Source organism: Citrobacter koseri ATCC BAA-895 (assembly GCF_000018045.1).
In the GTDB taxonomy this organism is placed as follows: Bacteria; Pseudomonadota; Gammaproteobacteria; order Enterobacterales; family Enterobacteriaceae; genus Citrobacter_B; species Citrobacter_B koseri.
This window is the reverse complement of record NC_009792.1, coordinates 3,133,001-3,150,853: the sequence shown is the minus strand read 5'-3', so window position 1 is coordinate 3,150,853 and position 17,853 is coordinate 3,133,001. Positions and strand designations below refer to the sequence as shown.

The 17,853-nt window shown below is 54.4% G+C and carries 16 protein-coding genes; 13 read left to right on the top strand and 3 right to left on the bottom strand.

Going from position 1 to position 17,853, the window contains the following annotated elements; translation table 11 throughout:
- Positions 1-38: 38 nt before the first annotated feature.
- The gene (locus CKO_RS14465) at positions 39-1,469 is read right to left on the bottom strand and encodes an alanine/glycine:cation symporter family protein (RefSeq protein ID WP_024130724.1); all 1,431 of its coding nucleotides are present in this window, start codon (positions 1,467-1,469) and stop codon (positions 39-41) included.
- Positions 1,470-1,754: 285 nt separating this feature from the next.
- Here CKO_RS14465 and tal point away from each other — a divergent pair, with 285 nt between their 5' ends.
- The 3 genes from tal to CKO_RS14450 all read left to right on the top strand — a co-directional run bounded on the left by tal (position 1,755) and on the right by CKO_RS14450 (position 4,841).
- Positions 1,755-2,708, top strand: coding sequence for a transaldolase (tal, locus tag CKO_RS14460; protein WP_012134163.1), 954 nt, complete (start codon positions 1,755-1,757; stop codon positions 2,706-2,708).
- Between the two features lie 113 nt (positions 2,709-2,821).
- The gene (gene mog, locus CKO_RS14455; RefSeq protein ID WP_012134162.1) at positions 2,822-3,409 is read left to right on the top strand and encodes a molybdopterin adenylyltransferase; all 588 of its coding nucleotides are present in this window, start codon (positions 2,822-2,824) and stop codon (positions 3,407-3,409) included.
- 124 nt (positions 3,410-3,533) lie between these two features.
- Positions 3,534-4,841 (top strand): MFS transporter, encoded by a 1,308-nt coding sequence (locus tag CKO_RS14450; RefSeq protein WP_012134161.1) that lies wholly within the window; start codon positions 3,534-3,536, stop codon positions 4,839-4,841.
- Between the two features lie 34 nt (positions 4,842-4,875).
- Here the strand turns inward: CKO_RS14450 and satP are convergent, their stop codons facing one another.
- Entirely contained in the window at positions 4,876-5,442 is a 567-nt protein-coding gene (gene satP / locus CKO_RS14445; RefSeq protein WP_012134160.1) for an acetate uptake transporter, read from the bottom strand.
- 401 nt (positions 5,443-5,843) lie between these two features.
- Between satP and dnaK the strand changes: the two genes are divergently transcribed.
- The 4 genes from dnaK to nhaR all read left to right on the top strand — a co-directional run bounded on the left by dnaK (position 5,844) and on the right by nhaR (position 11,290).
- A complete protein-coding gene (gene dnaK / locus CKO_RS14440) occupies positions 5,844-7,760 on the top strand; it encodes a molecular chaperone DnaK (protein ID WP_012134158.1) in 1,917 nt (638 codons plus the stop codon).
- A gap of 87 nt (positions 7,761-7,847) precedes the next feature.
- The gene (gene dnaJ / locus CKO_RS14435) at positions 7,848-8,981 is read left to right on the top strand and encodes a molecular chaperone DnaJ (protein WP_024130723.1); all 1,134 of its coding nucleotides are present in this window, start codon (positions 7,848-7,850) and stop codon (positions 8,979-8,981) included.
- Positions 8,982-9,164: 183 nt separating this feature from the next.
- Positions 9,165-10,331 carry a Na+/H+ antiporter NhaA gene (gene nhaA, locus CKO_RS14430; RefSeq protein WP_012134155.1) on the top strand — a complete coding sequence of 389 codons (1,167 nt, stop codon included), beginning with the start codon at positions 9,165-9,167 and terminating at the stop codon, positions 10,329-10,331.
- 62 nt (positions 10,332-10,393) lie between these two features.
- Positions 10,394-11,290 carry a transcriptional activator NhaR gene (gene nhaR, locus CKO_RS14425; protein WP_012134154.1) on the top strand — a complete coding sequence of 299 codons (897 nt, stop codon included), beginning with the start codon at positions 10,394-10,396 and terminating at the stop codon, positions 11,288-11,290.
- 97 nt (positions 11,291-11,387) lie between these two features.
- On the opposite strand, the gene rpsT is transcribed toward nhaR, so the two are convergent.
- A complete protein-coding gene (gene rpsT / locus CKO_RS14420) occupies positions 11,388-11,651 on the bottom strand; it encodes a 30S ribosomal protein S20 (RefSeq protein ID WP_001518655.1) in 264 nt (87 codons plus the stop codon).
- A 102-nt stretch (positions 11,652-11,753) separates the two neighbouring features.
- Here rpsT and CKO_RS23630 point away from each other — a divergent pair, with 102 nt between their 5' ends.
- The 6 genes from CKO_RS23630 to ispH all read left to right on the top strand — a co-directional run bounded on the left by CKO_RS23630 (position 11,754) and on the right by ispH (position 17,842).
- Positions 11,754-11,954, top strand: coding sequence for a DUF2575 family protein (locus CKO_RS23630; RefSeq protein WP_047459028.1), 201 nt, complete (start codon positions 11,754-11,756; stop codon positions 11,952-11,954).
- A gap of 25 nt (positions 11,955-11,979) precedes the next feature.
- A complete protein-coding gene (ribF, locus tag CKO_RS14410; RefSeq protein ID WP_012134153.1) occupies positions 11,980-12,918 on the top strand; it encodes a bifunctional riboflavin kinase/FAD synthetase in 939 nt (312 codons plus the stop codon).
- A 37-nt stretch (positions 12,919-12,955) separates the two neighbouring features.
- The gene (ileS, locus tag CKO_RS14405) at positions 12,956-15,772 is read left to right on the top strand and encodes an isoleucine--tRNA ligase (protein ID WP_012134152.1); all 2,817 of its coding nucleotides are present in this window, start codon (positions 12,956-12,958) and stop codon (positions 15,770-15,772) included.
- Complete coding sequence (gene lspA / locus CKO_RS14400) at positions 15,772-16,260, top strand: signal peptidase II (protein ID WP_012134151.1); 489 nt, start codon at positions 15,772-15,774, stop codon at positions 16,258-16,260. The genes ileS and lspA overlap by 1 nt, the downstream gene beginning before the upstream one ends.
- Positions 16,261-16,440: 180 nt before the next feature.
- On the top strand, positions 16,441-16,890 hold the full coding sequence (gene fkpB / locus CKO_RS14395) for an FKBP-type peptidyl-prolyl cis-trans isomerase (RefSeq protein WP_012134150.1): 450 nt from the start codon (positions 16,441-16,443) through the stop codon (positions 16,888-16,890).
- Between the two features lies 1 nt (position 16,891).
- On the top strand, positions 16,892-17,842 hold the full coding sequence (gene ispH, locus CKO_RS14390) for a 4-hydroxy-3-methylbut-2-enyl diphosphate reductase (RefSeq protein ID WP_012134149.1): 951 nt from the start codon (positions 16,892-16,894) through the stop codon (positions 17,840-17,842).
- The last annotated feature ends 11 nt before the right edge of the window (positions 17,843-17,853 follow it).

The following is a 17,853-nucleotide window of genomic DNA, read 5'->3' as shown; positions in this document are numbered from 1 at the left end:
AAAACCGACCGATTTGATCGATGGTTGTGATTGCCGCGCTAGTGACGCGGCAATTCATCCCATGTATCCGGCGCCAGTTGCTGCTCAATTTCAGGGTAGCGGAACGGGTCGAACACGGGTTGTACGCCGAGCTTACGCTGTCGCAGATAGTCGCTGGCGATCGTATGCACCACCGGCGAGAGCAGCAGAATCGCCGTCAGGTTGGTGATGGCCATACAGGCCATAATAATGTCGGCCAACTGCCAGACGAGCGGAAAGCTGAGTAACGTGCCCGCCACGACCATCCCGACGGTGACAATACGCAGCGCCCAGCGCATTCGCAGACTGTCCAGACGCAGAAAAATCAGGTTATTTTCGGCGTAAACGTAGTTGGCGACAATTGAGCTGAAGGCGAACAACACCACAATAAACGCGACAAGGCTTGCGCCCCATTCGCCGGTCAGTGAAATCATTGCCTGTTGCACCAGCTGGATGCCTTCCGTTGGCATATGCGAGGCGCCATTGCCTGCCAGCAGAATAATCATCGCGCTGGCGGTGCAGATAATAATGGTATCGGTAAAGACGCCGATCATCTGCACAATTCCCTGCGCGGCAGGGTGCGGCGGCCAGGATGAGGCGGCGGCCGCAATGTTAGGCGCAGAACCCATTCCCGCTTCGTTGGAGAACATGCCGCGCTGGAAACCGCTGGTAATCGCCTGGCTGAGCGTATATCCGGCCGCCCCGGCAGTGGCTTCCTGCCAGCCGAATGCGCTTTTCACAATCGACGCGATAATGTCGGGCAGCTGTTCGATGTGCCAGAGGCAAATCACTAAACCGGTGAGCGTCCACAGAAGGGCCATCGCAGGGACGAACCATTGCATGAGTTTTGCGACATCTTTAATGCCGCGAACGATGACAAAAAAGGCCGCCAGCGCCAGCACGATACCGGAGATAATGGGCGGTATGTCAAAGGCAAAAGCGAGCGCCCGCGAGACGGAGTTCGCCTGTACGCTATTAAAAATCAGACCATACGCAATGAGTAAGAAAATCGCGAAGAGAACGCCCATCCAGCGCATACCCAGACCACGCGCCATATACCATGCCGGGCCGCCGCGATACTGTCCTGTGCTGTCGCGCTCTTTGTAGAGCTGGGCCAGAGAGCATTCGGCAAACGAGGTCGCCATGCCGATAAGCGCAGATACCCACATCCAGAATACGGCGCCTGGCCCGCCTGCGGCGATAGCCAACGCAACGCCTGCCAGGTTACCGCTGCCAATACGCGCGGCAAGGCTGGTACACAGCGCCTGAAATGACGTTAGCCCGCCCGGCTGGGGATGTATGCTGTTTTTAAGACTTTTGCCAAACTGGCGGATATAGCGAAACTGAACGAATCCGGTACGGTAAGTAAACCAAAAACCTGCACCAAGCAGGAGGTAGATCATTACCGATCCCCAGAGTATTTCATTAATAAAGGCGAAGAAATCAGGCATTAACATCCCTCTTGTTGATGCCGGTACGCTTTTGGGTTCCAGTGTAAGCGTTACCAATTCACGAACAGTATAGACCCTGTCAGGCTATTGAATGGGGGGAGTCTACCATACTATATGGCAATATCCTTTAATTGCGCGCCGCCCTGGCGAGGGGCCGAAAAGGGGCAAACAAAGAGGGGAGTGGGATAACCGCATTGTCTGCGGTTGCGCTGTGAGTGCGTCGTGTTATCATCAAGGCAGACCGGTTACATCCCCCTAACAAGCTGTTTAAAGAGAAACACTATCATGACGGACAAATTGACCTCCCTTCGTCAGTTCACCACCGTGGTGGCCGACACCGGAGACATCGCGGCAATGAAGCTGTACCAGCCGCAGGATGCCACAACCAACCCTTCTCTCATTCTTAACGCAGCACAGATCCCGGAATACCGTAAGCTGATTGACGATGCCGTTGCCTGGGCGAAACAGCAGAGCAGCGATCGCGCGCAGCAGATTGTTGACGCGGCCGACAAGCTGGCGGTGAACATTGGTCTGGAGATCCTGAAACTGGTTCCGGGCCGTATCTCCACCGAAGTTGACGCTCGTCTGTCCTACGACACCGACGCGTCTATCGCCAAAGCAAAACGCATCATCAAGCTCTACAACGACGCGGGCATCAGCAACGATCGCATCCTGATCAAACTGGCGTCTACCTGGCAGGGGATTCGTGCTGCTGAACAGCTGGAAAAGGAAGGTATCAACTGTAACCTGACTCTGCTGTTCTCCTTCGCGCAGGCGCGTGCTTGTGCGGAAGCGGGCGTATACCTGATCTCTCCGTTCGTGGGTCGTATTCTTGACTGGTACAAAGCCAATACCGACAAGAAAGAGTACGCTCCGGCAGAAGATCCGGGCGTGGTTTCCGTTACGGAAATCTACGAATACTACAAACAGCACGGTTATGAGACAGTGGTGATGGGTGCGAGCTTCCGCAACGTCGGTGAGATTCTGGAGCTGGCGGGTTGCGATCGTCTGACCATCGCTCCGGCGCTGCTGAAAGAGCTGGCGGAAAGCGAAGGCGCTATCGAACGTAAACTGTCCTTCTCTGGCGAAGTGAAAGCGCGTCCAGAACGCATCACCGAGTCTGAGTTCCTGTGGCAGCACAACCAGGACCCGATGGCGGTAGACAAACTGGCGGACGGTATCCGTAAGTTTGCTATTGACCAGGAAAAACTGGAAAAAATGATCGGCGATCTGCTGTAATCATTCGGCGTGACCAGACAGGTTTCTGGTCACGCTACCTCTTCTGAAACCTGTCTGTCCTTCCCTTTGCAGTGTATCATTCTGTTTAACGAGACTGTTTAGACGGAATAATCATGAACACCTTACGTATTGGTTTAGTTTCCATTTCTGACCGCGCGTCCAGCGGCGTATACCAGGATAAAGGCATTCCTGCTCTTGAAGAGTGGCTGGCCTCCGCGCTGACTACCCCTTTTGACGTGCAAACCCGACTGATCCCGGATGAGCAGGCGATCATTGAGCAAACGCTGTGTGAGCTGGTGGATGAAATGAGCTGTCACCTGGTACTGACGACGGGCGGTACGGGGCCAGCGCGTCGTGATGTCACGCCTGACGCGACTCTGGCCGTCGCCGACAGAGAAATGCCCGGCTTTGGCGAGCAGATGCGCCAGATCAGCCTGCACTTTGTTCCTACGGCGATCCTTTCCCGCCAGGTTGGCGTGATCCGCAAGCAGGCGCTGATCCTGAACTTACCGGGGCAGCCAAAATCCATCAAAGAGACCCTGGAAGGGGTGAAAGATGCCGAGGGTAAGGTTGTTGTGCCGGGAATTTTCGCAAGCGTACCGTATTGTGTACAGTTGCTTGAAGGGCCTTATGTGGAAACCGCAGCGGAAGTGGTAGCATCTTTCCGCCCGAAAAATGCCAGACGCGACATAAACGCCTGAAGTTGGCCTTTCTGTGACATAAATTACGCAGGTGGTGGAGTATTGAATTGTTTACGATATAGTAATTTTTGATTTACACATATCGATAAGCGCCCTCAATAACTCCACTGACTCATGGTTTGCTATGTCACGACACACACGACCTCTGAATCGCCAGGATTATAAGACTCTTTCACTTGCCGCTCTCGGCGGCGCGCTCGAGTTTTACGACTTCATCATCTTTGTTTTCTTCGCAGCGGTTGTGGGCGAACTATTTTTCCCCGCCGATATTCCTGAGTGGCTTCGTCAGGTTCAGACGTTTGGGATCTTCGCCGCCGGTTATCTGGCGCGCCCGCTGGGCGGCATTATCATGGCGCACTTTGGCGATCTGGTAGGGCGCAAGAAGATGTTCACCCTGAGTATTCTATTGATGGCTGTTCCAACGCTGGCGATTGGCTTGCTGCCGACTTACGCCTCAATGGGCATCCTTGCGCCGTTGTTATTGCTGCTGATGCGTATTTTGCAAGGCGCAGCGATTGGCGGCGAAGTGCCGGGAGCGTGGGTGTTTGTGGCTGAACATGTGCCGGAGCGCCGTATCGGCATCGCCTGCGGCACGCTGACTGCGGGACTGACGGTCGGTATCCTGCTTGGCTCTGTCGTGGCGACGCTGGTGAATACCAGTATGACCCAGCAGGCGGTGCATGATTATGGCTGGCGTATTCCCTTCCTGCTCGGCGGCGTATTTGGTCTGATTGCGATGTATTTACGTCGTTGGTTGCAGGAAACGCCCATCTTCCTTGAAATGCAGCAGCGCAAAACGCTCGCGCAGGAATTGCCCGTCAAAGCGGTAGTGGTGAAACATAAAAAAGCGGTGGCGATTTCGATGCTGCTGACCTGGTTGTTATCGGCCGGCATTGTCGTCGTGATTTTGATGTCGCCGGTCTGGTTGCAAAAGCAGTACGGGTTTGCGCCCGCGTTAACTTTACAGGCAAATAGCGTGGCGACCATTATGCTGTGCGTGGGATGCCTGCTGGCAGGGTTCATTGTCGATCGGGTTGGCGCCAGCAAAACCTTTATTGTAGGTAGTTTTCTGCTGGCCTGCTCAAGCTGGATCTTCTATCACTTGTCTGGCGCGCATCCCGAGCAGTTGTTTTTATTATACGGGCTGGTGGGGCTGTGTGTTGGTGTTGTTGGCGCGGTGCCGTACGTAATGGTGCGAGCCTTCCCGGCGGAAGTGCGTTTCACCGGCATCTCTTTTTCTTACAACGTCTCGTATGCCATTTTTGGCGGCCTGACGCCAATTGCGGTCACCATGTTGATGGGCGTGTCGCCAATGGCGCCGGCCTGGTATGTGCTGGCGTTGTCACTGGTGGGGCTGGGGTTGGGCGTCTGGTTGCGACAGGATATTTATTATCGCGATGCGGATGTGCAGGCAGAATTACAACAGCTGTAAAAATTATCCCCCCGGTCGGGGGGATAACGGAAGATTAGTGCGCTTCACCGATTGGCAGGATGGTGCGGCCAAACTGTTCGTTCAGCACTTCGCCCATCGCCAGGTAAATGGCGCTGGCGCCACACACTAAGCCAATCCAACCCGCAACGTGGATCACCGCTTCATTACCCGCGATGTTGCCGAAGGCCAGCAGGGCGAACAGTACGGTCAGGCTCAGGAAGACAAACTGTAGCGCGCGAGCGGCTTTCAGCGTGCCAAAGAACATGAACAGTGTGAACACGCCCCACAGCCCCAGGTAGGCGCCCAGGAACTGCGCGTTCGGCGCTTCTGTCAGACCCATTTTCGGCATTAACAGGATCGCGACCAGCGTCAGCCAGAAAGAACCGTAAGAGGTAAATGCGGTTAAGCCGAAGGTGTTGCCTTTTTTATATTCCAGCAGGCCAGCAAAAATTTGCGCGATACCGCCGTAGAAAATGCCCATCGCCAGAATAATGCCGTCTAAAGCGAAGAAACCCGCGTTGTGCAGGTTAAGCAGAATGGTGGTCATGCCGAAGCCCATCAGGCCCAGCGGAGCCGGGTTAGCCAACTTAGTGTTGCCCATAATTCCTCAAAATCATCATTAATCGAATGGTGAAATAGTTTCCCCGAACAACCGATACCGTATTCGGGGCGCGGCATGATAATCAGGGGAATAGAGGCTGTCTATGATCTAATAGGGGGAAAATGAAATATTTCCCCTTGTGATGACGATCACGGAAGAAAAAGGCTTAACCGTTGCGCCGGCAGAGGTGTTTTCCATATGCCCGGTGAAGAAAATTATCGTTTTTCGCAAAAAAAATTTTTCATGCCCCCCTTGATGACGTGGGTTACGACCCCATCTTGTAGTCAACCGCAGTGAGTGAGTCTGAAAAAAAACGATTCAGGGTAGTTGAAACCGCACGTTTCGCCCTTATTACAGATTCACAACCACATGATGACCGAATTTTTAGTGGAGACGTTTAGATGGGTAAAATTATTGGTATCGACCTGGGTACTACCAACTCTTGTGTAGCGATTATGGATGGCACAACTGCACGTGTGCTGGAGAACGCCGAGGGCGATCGCACCACGCCTTCTATCATTGCTTATACCCAGGATGGTGAAACTCTGGTTGGTCAGCCGGCTAAACGTCAGGCAGTGACAAACCCGCAAAACACCCTGTTTGCGATTAAACGCCTGATTGGCCGCCGCTTCCAGGACGAAGAAGTTCAGCGTGACGTTTCCATCATGCCGTACAAAATCATCGGCGCCGATAACGGCGACGCATGGCTTGATGTGAAAGGTCAGAAAATGGCACCGCCGCAGATCTCTGCTGAAGTGCTGAAAAAAATGAAGAAAACCGCAGAAGATTACCTGGGCGAACCGGTAACTGAAGCTGTTATCACCGTGCCTGCTTACTTCAACGATGCTCAGCGTCAGGCAACGAAAGATGCCGGTCGTATCGCAGGTCTGGAAGTAAAACGTATCATCAACGAACCGACCGCCGCCGCGCTGGCTTATGGTCTGGATAAAGAAGTCGGCAACCGTACTATCGCGGTTTACGACCTCGGTGGTGGTACTTTCGATATCTCTATTATCGAAATTGACGAAGTTGACGGCGAAAAAACCTTCGAAGTTCTGGCAACCAACGGTGATACCCACTTGGGTGGTGAAGACTTCGACAGCCGTATGATCAACTACCTGGTTGAAGAATTTAAGAAAGATCAGGGCATTGACCTGCGTAACGACCCGCTGGCGATGCAGCGTCTGAAAGAAGCGGCAGAAAAAGCGAAAATCGAGCTTTCTTCCGCACAGCAGACCGACGTGAACCTGCCGTACATCACCGCAGATGCCACCGGTCCGAAGCACATGAACATCAAAGTGACTCGCGCGAAACTGGAAAGCCTGGTCGAAGACCTGGTGAACCGTTCCATCGAGCCGCTGAAAGTCGCGTTGCAGGATGCTGGCCTGTCCGTATCTGATATCAACGACGTTATCCTCGTTGGTGGTCAGACGCGTATGCCGATGGTGCAGAAAAAAGTGGCGGAGTTCTTTGGTAAAGAACCGCGTAAAGACGTTAACCCGGACGAAGCTGTTGCTATTGGCGCAGCGGTGCAGGGCGGCGTACTGACCGGTGATGTGAAAGACGTTCTGCTGCTGGACGTTACCCCGCTGTCTCTGGGTATCGAAACCATGGGCGGCGTAATGACGGCGCTGATCAGCAAAAACACCACTATCCCGACCAAGCACAGCCAGGTGTTCTCTACCGCGGAAGACAACCAGTCTGCGGTAACCATCCATGTGTTGCAGGGTGAGCGTAAACGCGCGTCTGATAACAAATCTCTGGGTCAGTTCAACCTGGATGGCATCAACCCGGCGCCGCGCGGTATGCCGCAGATCGAAGTCACCTTTGATATCGATGCTGACGGTATCCTGCACGTTTCCGCGAAAGACAAAAACAGCGGTAAAGAGCAGAAGATCACCATCAAGGCTTCTTCTGGTCTGAACGAGGACGAAATTCAGAAAATGGTTCGCGATGCTGAAGCGAACGCAGAATCTGACCGTAAGTTCGAAGAGCTGGTTCAGACGCGTAACCAGGGCGACCATCTGCTGCACAGCACGCGTAAGCAGGTTGAAGAAGCGGGCGATCAGCTGCCAGCAGACGACAAAACGGCTATCGAGTCTGCACTGAGCGCGCTGGAAACGGCGCTGAAAGGTGAAGACAAAGCGGCTATCGAAGCGAAAATGCAGGAACTGGCGCAGGCTTCCCAGAAACTGATGGAAATCGCTCAGCAGCAGCATGCACAGCAGCAGGCTGGCGGCGCTGACGCTTCTGCAAACAACGCGAAAGATGACGATGTTGTCGACGCTGAGTTTGAAGAAGTGAAAGACAAAAAATAATCGCCCTTTGAACGGGTAAAATACTGGCACGGGCGAAGAGGGTTCCTCTCCGCCCGTGCACGCATGTTAGGGGCAGATAAAAACAAGATGGCTAAGCAAGACTATTACGAGATTTTAGGCGTTTCCAAAACAGCGGAAGAGCGTGAAATCAAAAAGGCGTACAAGCGCCTGGCCATGAAATATCACCCGGACCGTAACCAGGGTGATAAAGAGGCCGAGGCCAAGTTCAAAGAGATCAAGGAAGCCTACGAAGTTCTGACCGATGCGCAAAAACGTGCGGCATACGATCAGTACGGGCACGCTGCGTTTGAACAAGGCGGTGGTGGATTTGGCGGCGGCTTCGGCGGCGGTGCTGACTTCAGCGATATCTTTGGTGACGTTTTCGGCGATATCTTTGGCGGCGGACGTGGTCGTCAGCGCGCAGCGCGTGGTGCTGATTTACGTTACAACATGGATCTCACCCTGGAAGAAGCCGTACGTGGCGTGACCAAAGAGATCCGTATTCCGACGCTGGAAGAGTGCGACGTTTGCCACGGCAGCGGTGCGAAAGCAGGCACTCAGCCGCAGACCTGTCCAACCTGTCATGGCTCCGGTCAGGTGCAGATGCGTCAGGGCTTCTTCGCCGTGCAGCAAACCTGCCCGCACTGTCAGGGGCGCGGTACGCTGATTAAAGATCCGTGCAACAAATGCCACGGTCATGGCCGCGTGGAGAAAACCAAAACCCTGTCGGTTAAAATCCCGGCGGGTGTGGACACAGGCGATCGTATTCGTCTTTCCGGTGAAGGTGAAGCGGGCGAGCATGGCGCGCCAGCGGGCGATCTGTACGTTCAGGTGCAGGTGAAGCAGCACCCGATCTTCGAGCGTGAAGGCAACAACCTGTATTGCGAAGTGCCGATTAACTGTGCAATGGCAGCGCTGGGTGGTGAGATTGAAGTCCCGACGCTGGATGGCCGTGTGAAGTTGAAAGTGCCGCACGAAACGCAAACCGGCAAGCTGTTCCGTATGCGCGGAAGAGGCGTGAAATCCGTACGCGGCGGCGCACAGGGCGATCTGCTGTGCCGTGTTGTGGTCGAAACGCCGGTAGGTCTGAACGAGAAGCAGAAGCAGTTGCTGAAAGATCTGCAAGAAAGCTTCGGTGGCCCGACAGGCGAGAAAAACAGCCCGCGTTCGAAGAGTTTCTTCGACGGCGTGAAGAAGTTTTTCGATGATTTGACGCGTTAATTACCGCTGTTACATTGCATAAAAAGCCCGGGATTGCACAATCCCGGGCTTTTTTGTTTGTCGGCGGTGATGATTTTATTTCGTAAAAACCGAATGTTTCACCATAAATAATCTAATTTTAACGATAGATCATGCGAGGTAAGATAGACGCCACGAGGTTTGATTATATTGAGAGAATAAAAAGTGAAACACCTGCATCGTTTTTTTAGCAGTGATGCCTCCGGGGGCATCATTCTCATTATCGCCGCCGTGCTGGCTATGCTGATGGCGAACAGCGGATTCACCAGCGGGTGGTATCACGCCTTTCTGGAGACGCCCGTTCAGCTACGGGTTGGGGCGCTTGAGATCAACAAAAATATGCTGCTGTGGATCAACGACGCGCTAATGGCGGTATTTTTCCTGCTGATTGGTCTGGAGGTCAAGCGTGAGCTTATGCAGGGCTCGCTTGCCAGTTTACGTCAGGCGGCGTTTCCGGTGATTGCCGCCATTGGCGGTATGATTGTTCCGGCGCTGCTCTATCTGGCTTTTAACTATTCCGACCCGATTACGCGCGAAGGTTGGGCGATCCCGGCGGCAACGGATATTGCTTTTGCGCTGGGCGTATTGGCCTTGCTGGGCAGCAGGGTGCCGCTGGCGTTGAAGATATTCCTGATGGCGCTGGCTATTATTGACGACCTGGGCGCGATTGTGATCATTGCGCTGTTCTACACCAGCGATCTTTCGATGGTCTCGCTGGGAGTTGCGGCATTTGCGATTGTGCTTCTGGCCGTGCTGAACCTGTGTGATGTCAGACGAACAGGGGTTTATATCCTGGTCGGCGTGGTGCTGTGGACTGCCGTATTGAAATCTGGCGTCCATGCCACTCTTGCCGGGGTGATCGTCGGTTTCTTCATCCCATTGAAGGAGAAGCATGGTCGTTCTCCGGCGAAGCGTCTGGAACATGTGCTGCACCCGTGGGTGGCGTATCTGATTCTGCCGCTGTTCGCCTTCGCCAATGCGGGCGTCTCGCTACAGGGGGTAACGCTTGACGGGCTGACCTCAATACTCCCGCTGGGAATCATTGCCGGGTTGCTGATCGGTAAACCGCTGGGGATTAGCCTGTTTTGCTGGCTGGCGCTGCGTCTCAAACTGGCGAAGCTGCCGGAAGGAACACGTTTTCAGCAAATAATGGCGGTCGGTATTCTGTGCGGGATCGGTTTTACGATGTCGATTTTCATCGCCAGTCTGGCGTTTGGTAGTGTAGATCCGGCACTGATTAACTGGGCGAAGCTGGGGATTTTGATTGGTTCTCTGCTTTCGGCAGTGATCGGCTATAGCTGGCTGCGTACACGTTTAAGCCCGGTGGTCTGAGCGGGGAGAGGGGGGGGCTGATGTGGCCCCCCTTGCGACACAGATCAGGGAGAGGAGTGAGCATGTCTCATATTAACTACAACCATCTTTATTATTTTTGGCATGTGTATAAAGAAGGTTCCGTTGTCGGGGCGGCAGAAGCGCTTTACCTGACGCCGCAAACTATCACCGGTCAGATCAAAGCCCTTGAGGAGCGCTTGCAGGGAAAATTATTCAAGCGTAAAGGGCGTGGGCTGGAGCCCAGTGAATTAGGGGAACTGGTGTTTCGCTATGCGGACAAAATGTTTACCTTAAGCCAGGAAATGCTGGATATCGTTAACTACCGCAAAGAGTCTAACCTGCTGTTTGATGTCGGCGTGGCGGATGCGTTGTCAAAACGTCTGGTCAGCAATGTGCTGGACGCGGCCGTGGTTGACGACGAACAAATTCATTTGCGCTGTTTTGAATCCACCCATGAGATGCTGCTTGAGCAGCTTAGCCAGCATAAGCTGGATATGATTATCTCGGATTGCCCAATCGACTCTACTCAGCAGGAGGGGCTGTTTTCGGTGAAGATAGGTGAATGCAGCGTGAGCTTCTGGTGTACGAAACCGCTGCCTGCAAAACCCTTCCCGGCGTGTCTGGAAGAGCGTCGGCTGCTGATCCCTGGCCGTCGCTCTATGCTCGGTCGCAAATTATTAAACTGGTTTAATTCGCAGGGCTTAAACGTCGAAATCCTTGGCGAGTTTGATGATGCGGCGCTGATGAAAGCGTTTGGCGCTACCCACAATGCGATTTTCGTCGCGCCGACGCTCTATGCGCATGACTTTTACGCCGATGAGTCGATTGTTGAGATTGGCCGTGTGGAAAACGTCATGGAAGAGTACCACGCCATTTTTGCCGAGAGGATGATTCAGCACCCGGCCGTACAGCGTATTTGTCACGCGGATTACTCGGCGCTATTTAGCCACAAAGGGTAAGCGCTACAGGCCGGATAAGGCGTTTGCCCGCCATCCGGCAGACATAAAAAAACCCGCTTGCGCGGGCTTTTTTACAAAGCTGATAACAAGCGGGCGATTAAGCCAGTTTGTTGATCTGTGCAGTCAGGTTTGCTTTATGACGTGCAGCTTTGTTTTTGTGGATCAGACCTTTAGCAGCCTGACGGTCCACGATCGGTTGCATTTCGTTAAATGCTTTCAGTGCAGCAGCTTTGTCGCCAGCTTCGATAGCTGCGTATACTTTCTTGATGAAAGTACGCATCATAGAGCGACGGCTTGCGTTGTGCTTACGAGCCTTTTCAGACTGAACGGCGCGCTTCTTAGCTGATTTGATATTAGCCAAGGTCCAACTCCCAAATGTGTTCTATATGGACAATTCAAAGGCCGAGGAATATGCCCTTTTAGCCTTCTTTTGTCAATGGATTTGTGCAAATAAGCGCCGTTAATATGGCGGCACTCGTTACGTAGTGATGGCGCAGGATTCTACCAGCTTGCGGGTCGTGAATACAGCTTTTCCATGATAAAAATTACATTGAATGGGCAGTTTCTTGTTCTGATTTGCCCCATAACAATGAAAACAATCTTCTTTATGTTTCACAGGGGCAATCGTCGGTTAACCTTGACCGCTGTACAAGGTATACTCTGACGATTTTCACTGTTTTGAGCCAGACATGAAGCTGATACGCGGCATACATAATCTCAGTCAGGCCCCGCATGGGTGTGTGCTGACTATTGGTAATTTCGACGGTGTGCATCGTGGCCATCGTGCATTGCTGCAGGGCTTGCGGGAAGAAGGGCGCAAGCGGGGTTTACCAGTGATGGTAATGATTTTCGAACCGCAGCCGCTGGAACTCTTCGCTACGGAAAAGGCCCCTGCGCGCCTGACCCGCCTGCGGGAAAAACTGCGTTACCTGGCGGAATGCGGCGTGGACTACGTGCTGTGCGTACGCTTCGATCGCCGCTTTGCCGCCCTGACCGCACAAAACTTTATCAGCGATCTGCTGGTGAAGCGTCTCGGCGTGCGGTTCCTCGCTGTCGGTGATGATTTCCGTTTTGGCGCTGGTCGCGAAGGCGATTTCTTGTTATTACAGAAAGCCGGAGCGGAGTACGGTTTTGACATCACCAACACGCAGACCTTTTGCGAAGGTGGCGTACGAATCAGCAGTACGGCCGTGCGTCAGGCGCTGGCGGAGGACAACCTGCCGCTGGCTGAAAGTTTGCTGGGGCATCCATTTACCATCTCCGGGCGTGTCGTCCACGGCGATGAGTTAGGGCGCACCATTGGTTTCCCGACGGCGAATTTACCGCTGCGTCGTCAGGTCTCCCCGGTAAAAGGGGTTTATGCGGTGGAAGTGATGGGGCTGGGTGATAAACCCATGCCTGGCGTTGCCAATATCGGCACGCGTCCGACAGTGGCAGGTGTACGCCAACAGTTAGAAGTGCATCTGCTGGACGTTGTAATGGACCTCTATGGTCGCCATATAGATGTAATACTGCGTAAAAAAATACGCAACGAACAGCGATTCGCATCGCTGGATGAACTAAAAGCGCAGATTGCGCGTGATGAGTTAACTGCCCGCGATTTTTTTGGGCTATCAAAACCGGCTTAATGCCTATACGAGTTTTAAATACGGAACCGAGAATCTGATGAGTGACTATAAATCAACCCTGAATTTGCCGGAAACAGGGTTCCCGATGCGCGGCGATCTCGCCAAGCGTGAACCGGGAATGCTGGCGCGTTGGACCGATGATGATCTGTACGGCATCATTCGTGCGGCCAAAAAAGGCAAAAAAACCTTCATTCTGCATGATGGCCCTCCTTATGCGAATGGCAGCATTCATATTGGTCACTCGGTTAATAAGATTCTGAAAGACATTATCGTGAAGTCCAAAGGACTCGCGGGATTTGACTCGCCTTACGTTCCGGGCTGGGACTGCCACGGTCTGCCGATCGAGCTGAAAGTCGAGCAGGAATACGGTAAGCCGGGCGAAAAATTCACGGCTGCGGAATTCCGTGCGAAGTGTCGCGAATACGCCGCCACCCAGGTTGACGGCCAGCGTAAAGACTTCATCCGTCTGGGCGTGCTGGGCGACTGGTCGCATCCGTATTTGACGATGGACTTCAAAACTGAAGCCAACATCATTCGCGCGCTGGGTAAAATCATCGGCAACGGCCATCTGCATAAAGGCGCGAAGCCGGTGCACTGGTGCGTGGACTGCCGTTCCGCGCTGGCGGAAGCGGAAGTTGAATATTATGACAAAACGTCTCCGTCTATCGACGTGGCGTTCCACGCCGCTGACCAGGATGCGGTGAAAGCGAAGTTTGGCGTTTCCAGCGTCAACGGCCCGATCTCGCTGGTTATCTGGACCACCACCCCGTGGACGTTACCTGCGAACCGCGCGATCTCTCTGGCGCCGGATTTTGATTACGCCCTGGTACAAATTGACGGCCAGGCGCTGATTCTGGCGAAAGACCTGGTGGAAAGCGTGATGCAGCGCCTTGGCGCGGCTGACTATACCATCCTCGGCACCGTAAAAGGCGCGGAGCTGGAGCTGTTGCGCTTTACCCATCCGTTTATGGACTTCGACGTTCCGGCGATCCTCGGCGATCACGTCACGCTGGATGCCGGTACGGGGGCGGTGCATACCGCGCCTGGTCATGGCCCGGACGACTATGTCATCGGTCAAAAATACGGTCTGGAAACCGCTAACCCGGTCGGACCGGACGGCGCTTACCTGCCAGGCACGTATCCGACGCTCGATGGCGTGAACGTTTTCAAAGCGAACGACATCGTCGTTGCGCTGCTGCGTGAAAAAGGCGCGCTGCTACACGTTGAGAAGCTGCAACACAGCTATCCGTGCTGCTGGCGTCACAAAACGCCGATCATCTTCCGTGCGACGCCGCAGTGGTTCGTCAGCATGGATCAGAAAGGCCTGCGCGAGCAGTCGCTGAAAGAGATCAAAGGCGTACAGTGGATCCCGGACTGGGGTCAGGCACGTATTGAATCAATGGTTGCGAACCGTCCTGACTGGTGTATTTCTCGTCAGCGTACCTGGGGCGTGCCGATGTCTCTGTTCGTACATAAAGACACTGAAGAGCTGCACCCGCGCGCCATCGAACTGATGGAAGAAGTGGCGAAGCGCGTTGAAGTGGACGGCATTCAGGCATGGTGGGATCTCGATCCGAAAGAGATCCTCGGCGACGACGCTGACCAGTACGTGAAAGTGCCGGATACGCTGGACGTCTGGTTTGACTCCGGTTCGACGCACGCTTCTGTGGTCGATGTGCGTCCTGAGTTTGCCGGTCATGCGGCGGATATGTATCTGGAAGGTTCCGACCAGCATCGCGGCTGGTTCATGTCCTCCCTGATGATCTCCACTGCGATGAAGGGCAAAGCGCCGTACCGTCAGGTACTGACCCACGGCTTCACCGTGGATGGTCAGGGCCGCAAAATGTCCAAATCCATCGGTAACACCGTTTCTCCGCAGGATGTGATGAACAAACTGGGCGCGGATATTCTGCGTCTGTGGGTGGCGTCTACCGACTACACCGGCGAAATGGCCGTTTCCGACGAGATCCTGAAACGCGCTGCCGACAGCTATCGTCGTATCCGCAACACCGCGCGCTTCCTGCTGGCGAACCTGAACGGGTTTGATCCGGTAAAAGATATGGTGAAACCGGAAGAGATGGTGGTGCTGGATCGCTGGGCGGTGGGCTGCGCGAAAGCGGCGCAGGACGATATCCTGAAAGCCTACGAAGCCTATGATTTCCACGAAGTGGTACAGCGTCTGATGCGCTTCTGCTCCGTTGAGATGGGCTCGTTCTATCTCGACATCATCAAAGACCGTCAGTACACCGCGAAAGCCGACAGCGTGGCGCGTCGTAGTTGCCAGAGCGCGCTGTACCATATCGCAGAAGCGCTGGTGCGCTGGATGGCGCCGATCATGTCCTTCACCGCAGATGAAATCTGGGGTTATCTGCCAGGCGATCGTGAGAAGTACGTCTTTACCGGTGAGTGGTATGAAGGTCTGTTTGGCTTAGGCGAAACCGAAGCGATGAATGACGCTTACTGGGATGAGCTGCTGAAAGTGCGTGGCGAAGTGAACAAGGTTATCGAGCAGGCGCGTGCAGATAAGAAAGTCGGTGGTTCTCTCGAAGCGGCTGTCACCCTGTACGCTGAACCGGAACTGGCGGCGAAGCTGACTGCACTGGGCGATGAATTACGATTTGTCCTGTTGACCTCTGGCGCGAAAGTCGCTGACTATGCGGAGGCTTCTGCTGATGCGCAGCAGAGCGAACTGCTCAAAGGGCTGAAAGTCGCGTTGAGTAAAGCCGAAGGTGAGAAGTGCCCACGCTGCTGGCACTACACCACGGATGTCGGCAAGGTAGCGGAACACGCAGAGATCTGCGGCCGCTGTGTCAGCAACATCGCCGGTGATGGCGAAAAACGTAAGTTTGCCTGATGAGTAAGCCTCTCTGTTCAACAGGACTGCGCTGGCTGTGGCTGGTGGTGGTCGTGCTGATTATCGATTTAGGCAGCAAGTACCTGATCCTCCAGAACTTTGCTCTGGGGGATACGGTGTCGCTGTTCTCGTCGCTTAATCTGCACTACGCGCGTAACTATGGTGCGGCGTTTAGCTTCCTCGCCGACAGCGGCGGCTGGCAGCGCTGGTTCTTTGCCGGTATCGCCATCGGTATTTGCGTTATCCTGATGGTGATGATGTATCGCTCGAAGGCGACGCAAAAGCTGAACAACATCGCTTATGCGTTAATCATTGGCGGTGCGCTGGGCAACCTGTTCGACCGTCTGTGGCATGGCTTTGTTGTCGATATGATCGACTTCTATGTCGGCGACTGGCATTTCGCCACCTTTAACCTGGCCGATAGCGCGATTTGTATCGGTGCGGCGTTGATTGTGCTGGAGGGTTTCCTGCCGAAAAAGCAGGCGTAATAAAATGCCGGATGGCGGCGTAAGCGCCTTATCCGGCCTACAAAATAGCGCGATTCTTGTAGGCCCGGTAAGCGTAGCGCCACCGGGCAAACAGGTAGCCCAAAACAAGCCTCTCGTAGGCCCGGTAAGCGTAAGCGCCACCGGGCAAACAGGTGACCCAAAACAAGTGAGCAAACCTGCATGTCTAAATCAGTACAGAGTAACAGTGCGGTGCTGGTGCACTTCACCTTAAAGCTTGACGATGGCTCTACCGCTGAGTCAACGCGTAACAATGGTAAGCCAGCGCTATTCCGCCTGGGTGACGGCTCCCTGTCTGAAGGGCTGGAGCAGCATCTTCTGGGACTGAAAGACGGCGACAAAACCACGTTTTCTCTGGAGCCGGATGCCGCGTTTGGCGTACCGAGCCCGGACCTGGTTCAATACTTCTCTCGCCGCGAGTTTATGGACGCGGGCGAGCCTGAAGTGGGGGCAATTATGCTCTTTACCGCAATGGACGGCAGTGAGATGCCTGGCGTGATCCGCGAAATTAACGGTGACTCGATTACCGTCGATTTCAACCATCCGCTGGCCGGGCATACCGTTCATTTTGATATTGAAGTGCTGGAAATCGATCCGGCACTGGAGGCGTAAAATGCAGATCCTGTTGGCCAACCCGCGCGGCTTTTGCGCAGGTGTAGACCGCGCTATCAGCATTGTAGAAAACGCGCTGGCTATTTACGGCGCGCCAATTTATGTCCGTCACGAAGTGGTGCACAACCGCTACGTGGTGGATAGCCTGCGTGAGCGCGGGGCGATTTTCATCGAGCAGATCAGTGAAGTGCCGGACGGCGCGATCCTGATTTTCTCCGCACACGGGGTTTCCCAGGCGGTACGTAACGAGGCGAAAAGCCGCGATCTCACCGTTTTTGACGCCACCTGTCCGCTGGTAACAAAAGTGCATATGGAAGTGGCGCGCGCCAGCCGTCGCGGCGAAGAGTCAATCCTGATCGGCCACGCCGGGCACCCGGAAGTGGAAGGGACGATGGGGCAGTACAGCAACCCGGAAGGGGGCATGTATCTGGTCGAGTCGCCGGACGACGTTCTGTCGCTTGATGTCAAAAACGAAGGCAAACTCTCCTTTATGACCCAGACGACGCTCTCCGTCGACGACACGTCTGATGTGATTGACGCGCTGCGTCAACGCTTCCCGAAAATTGTCGGGCCGCGTAAAGATGACATTTGCTACGCCACGACGAACCGCCAGGAAGCGGTGCGCGCGCTGGCGGAACAGGCCGATGTCGTGCTGGTGGTCGGTTCGAAAAACTCCTCCAACTCCAACCGTCTGGCTGAACTGGCGCAGCGTATGGGGAAAGCGGCGTTTCTGATCGACGATGCCACCGACATCCAGGAAGCCTGGGTGAAAGAGGCGAAGTGCGTTGGCGTGACCGCTGGCGCTTCCGCACCGGATATTCTGGTGCAGAATGTGATCGCTCGCCTGCAAGAGCTTGGCGGCGGCGAAGCCATTCCGCTGGAAGGCCGCGAAGAGAACATTGTTTTCGAAGTGCCGAAAGAACTGCGTGTGGATGTTCGTGAAGTAGAGTAATTACGCTTTGA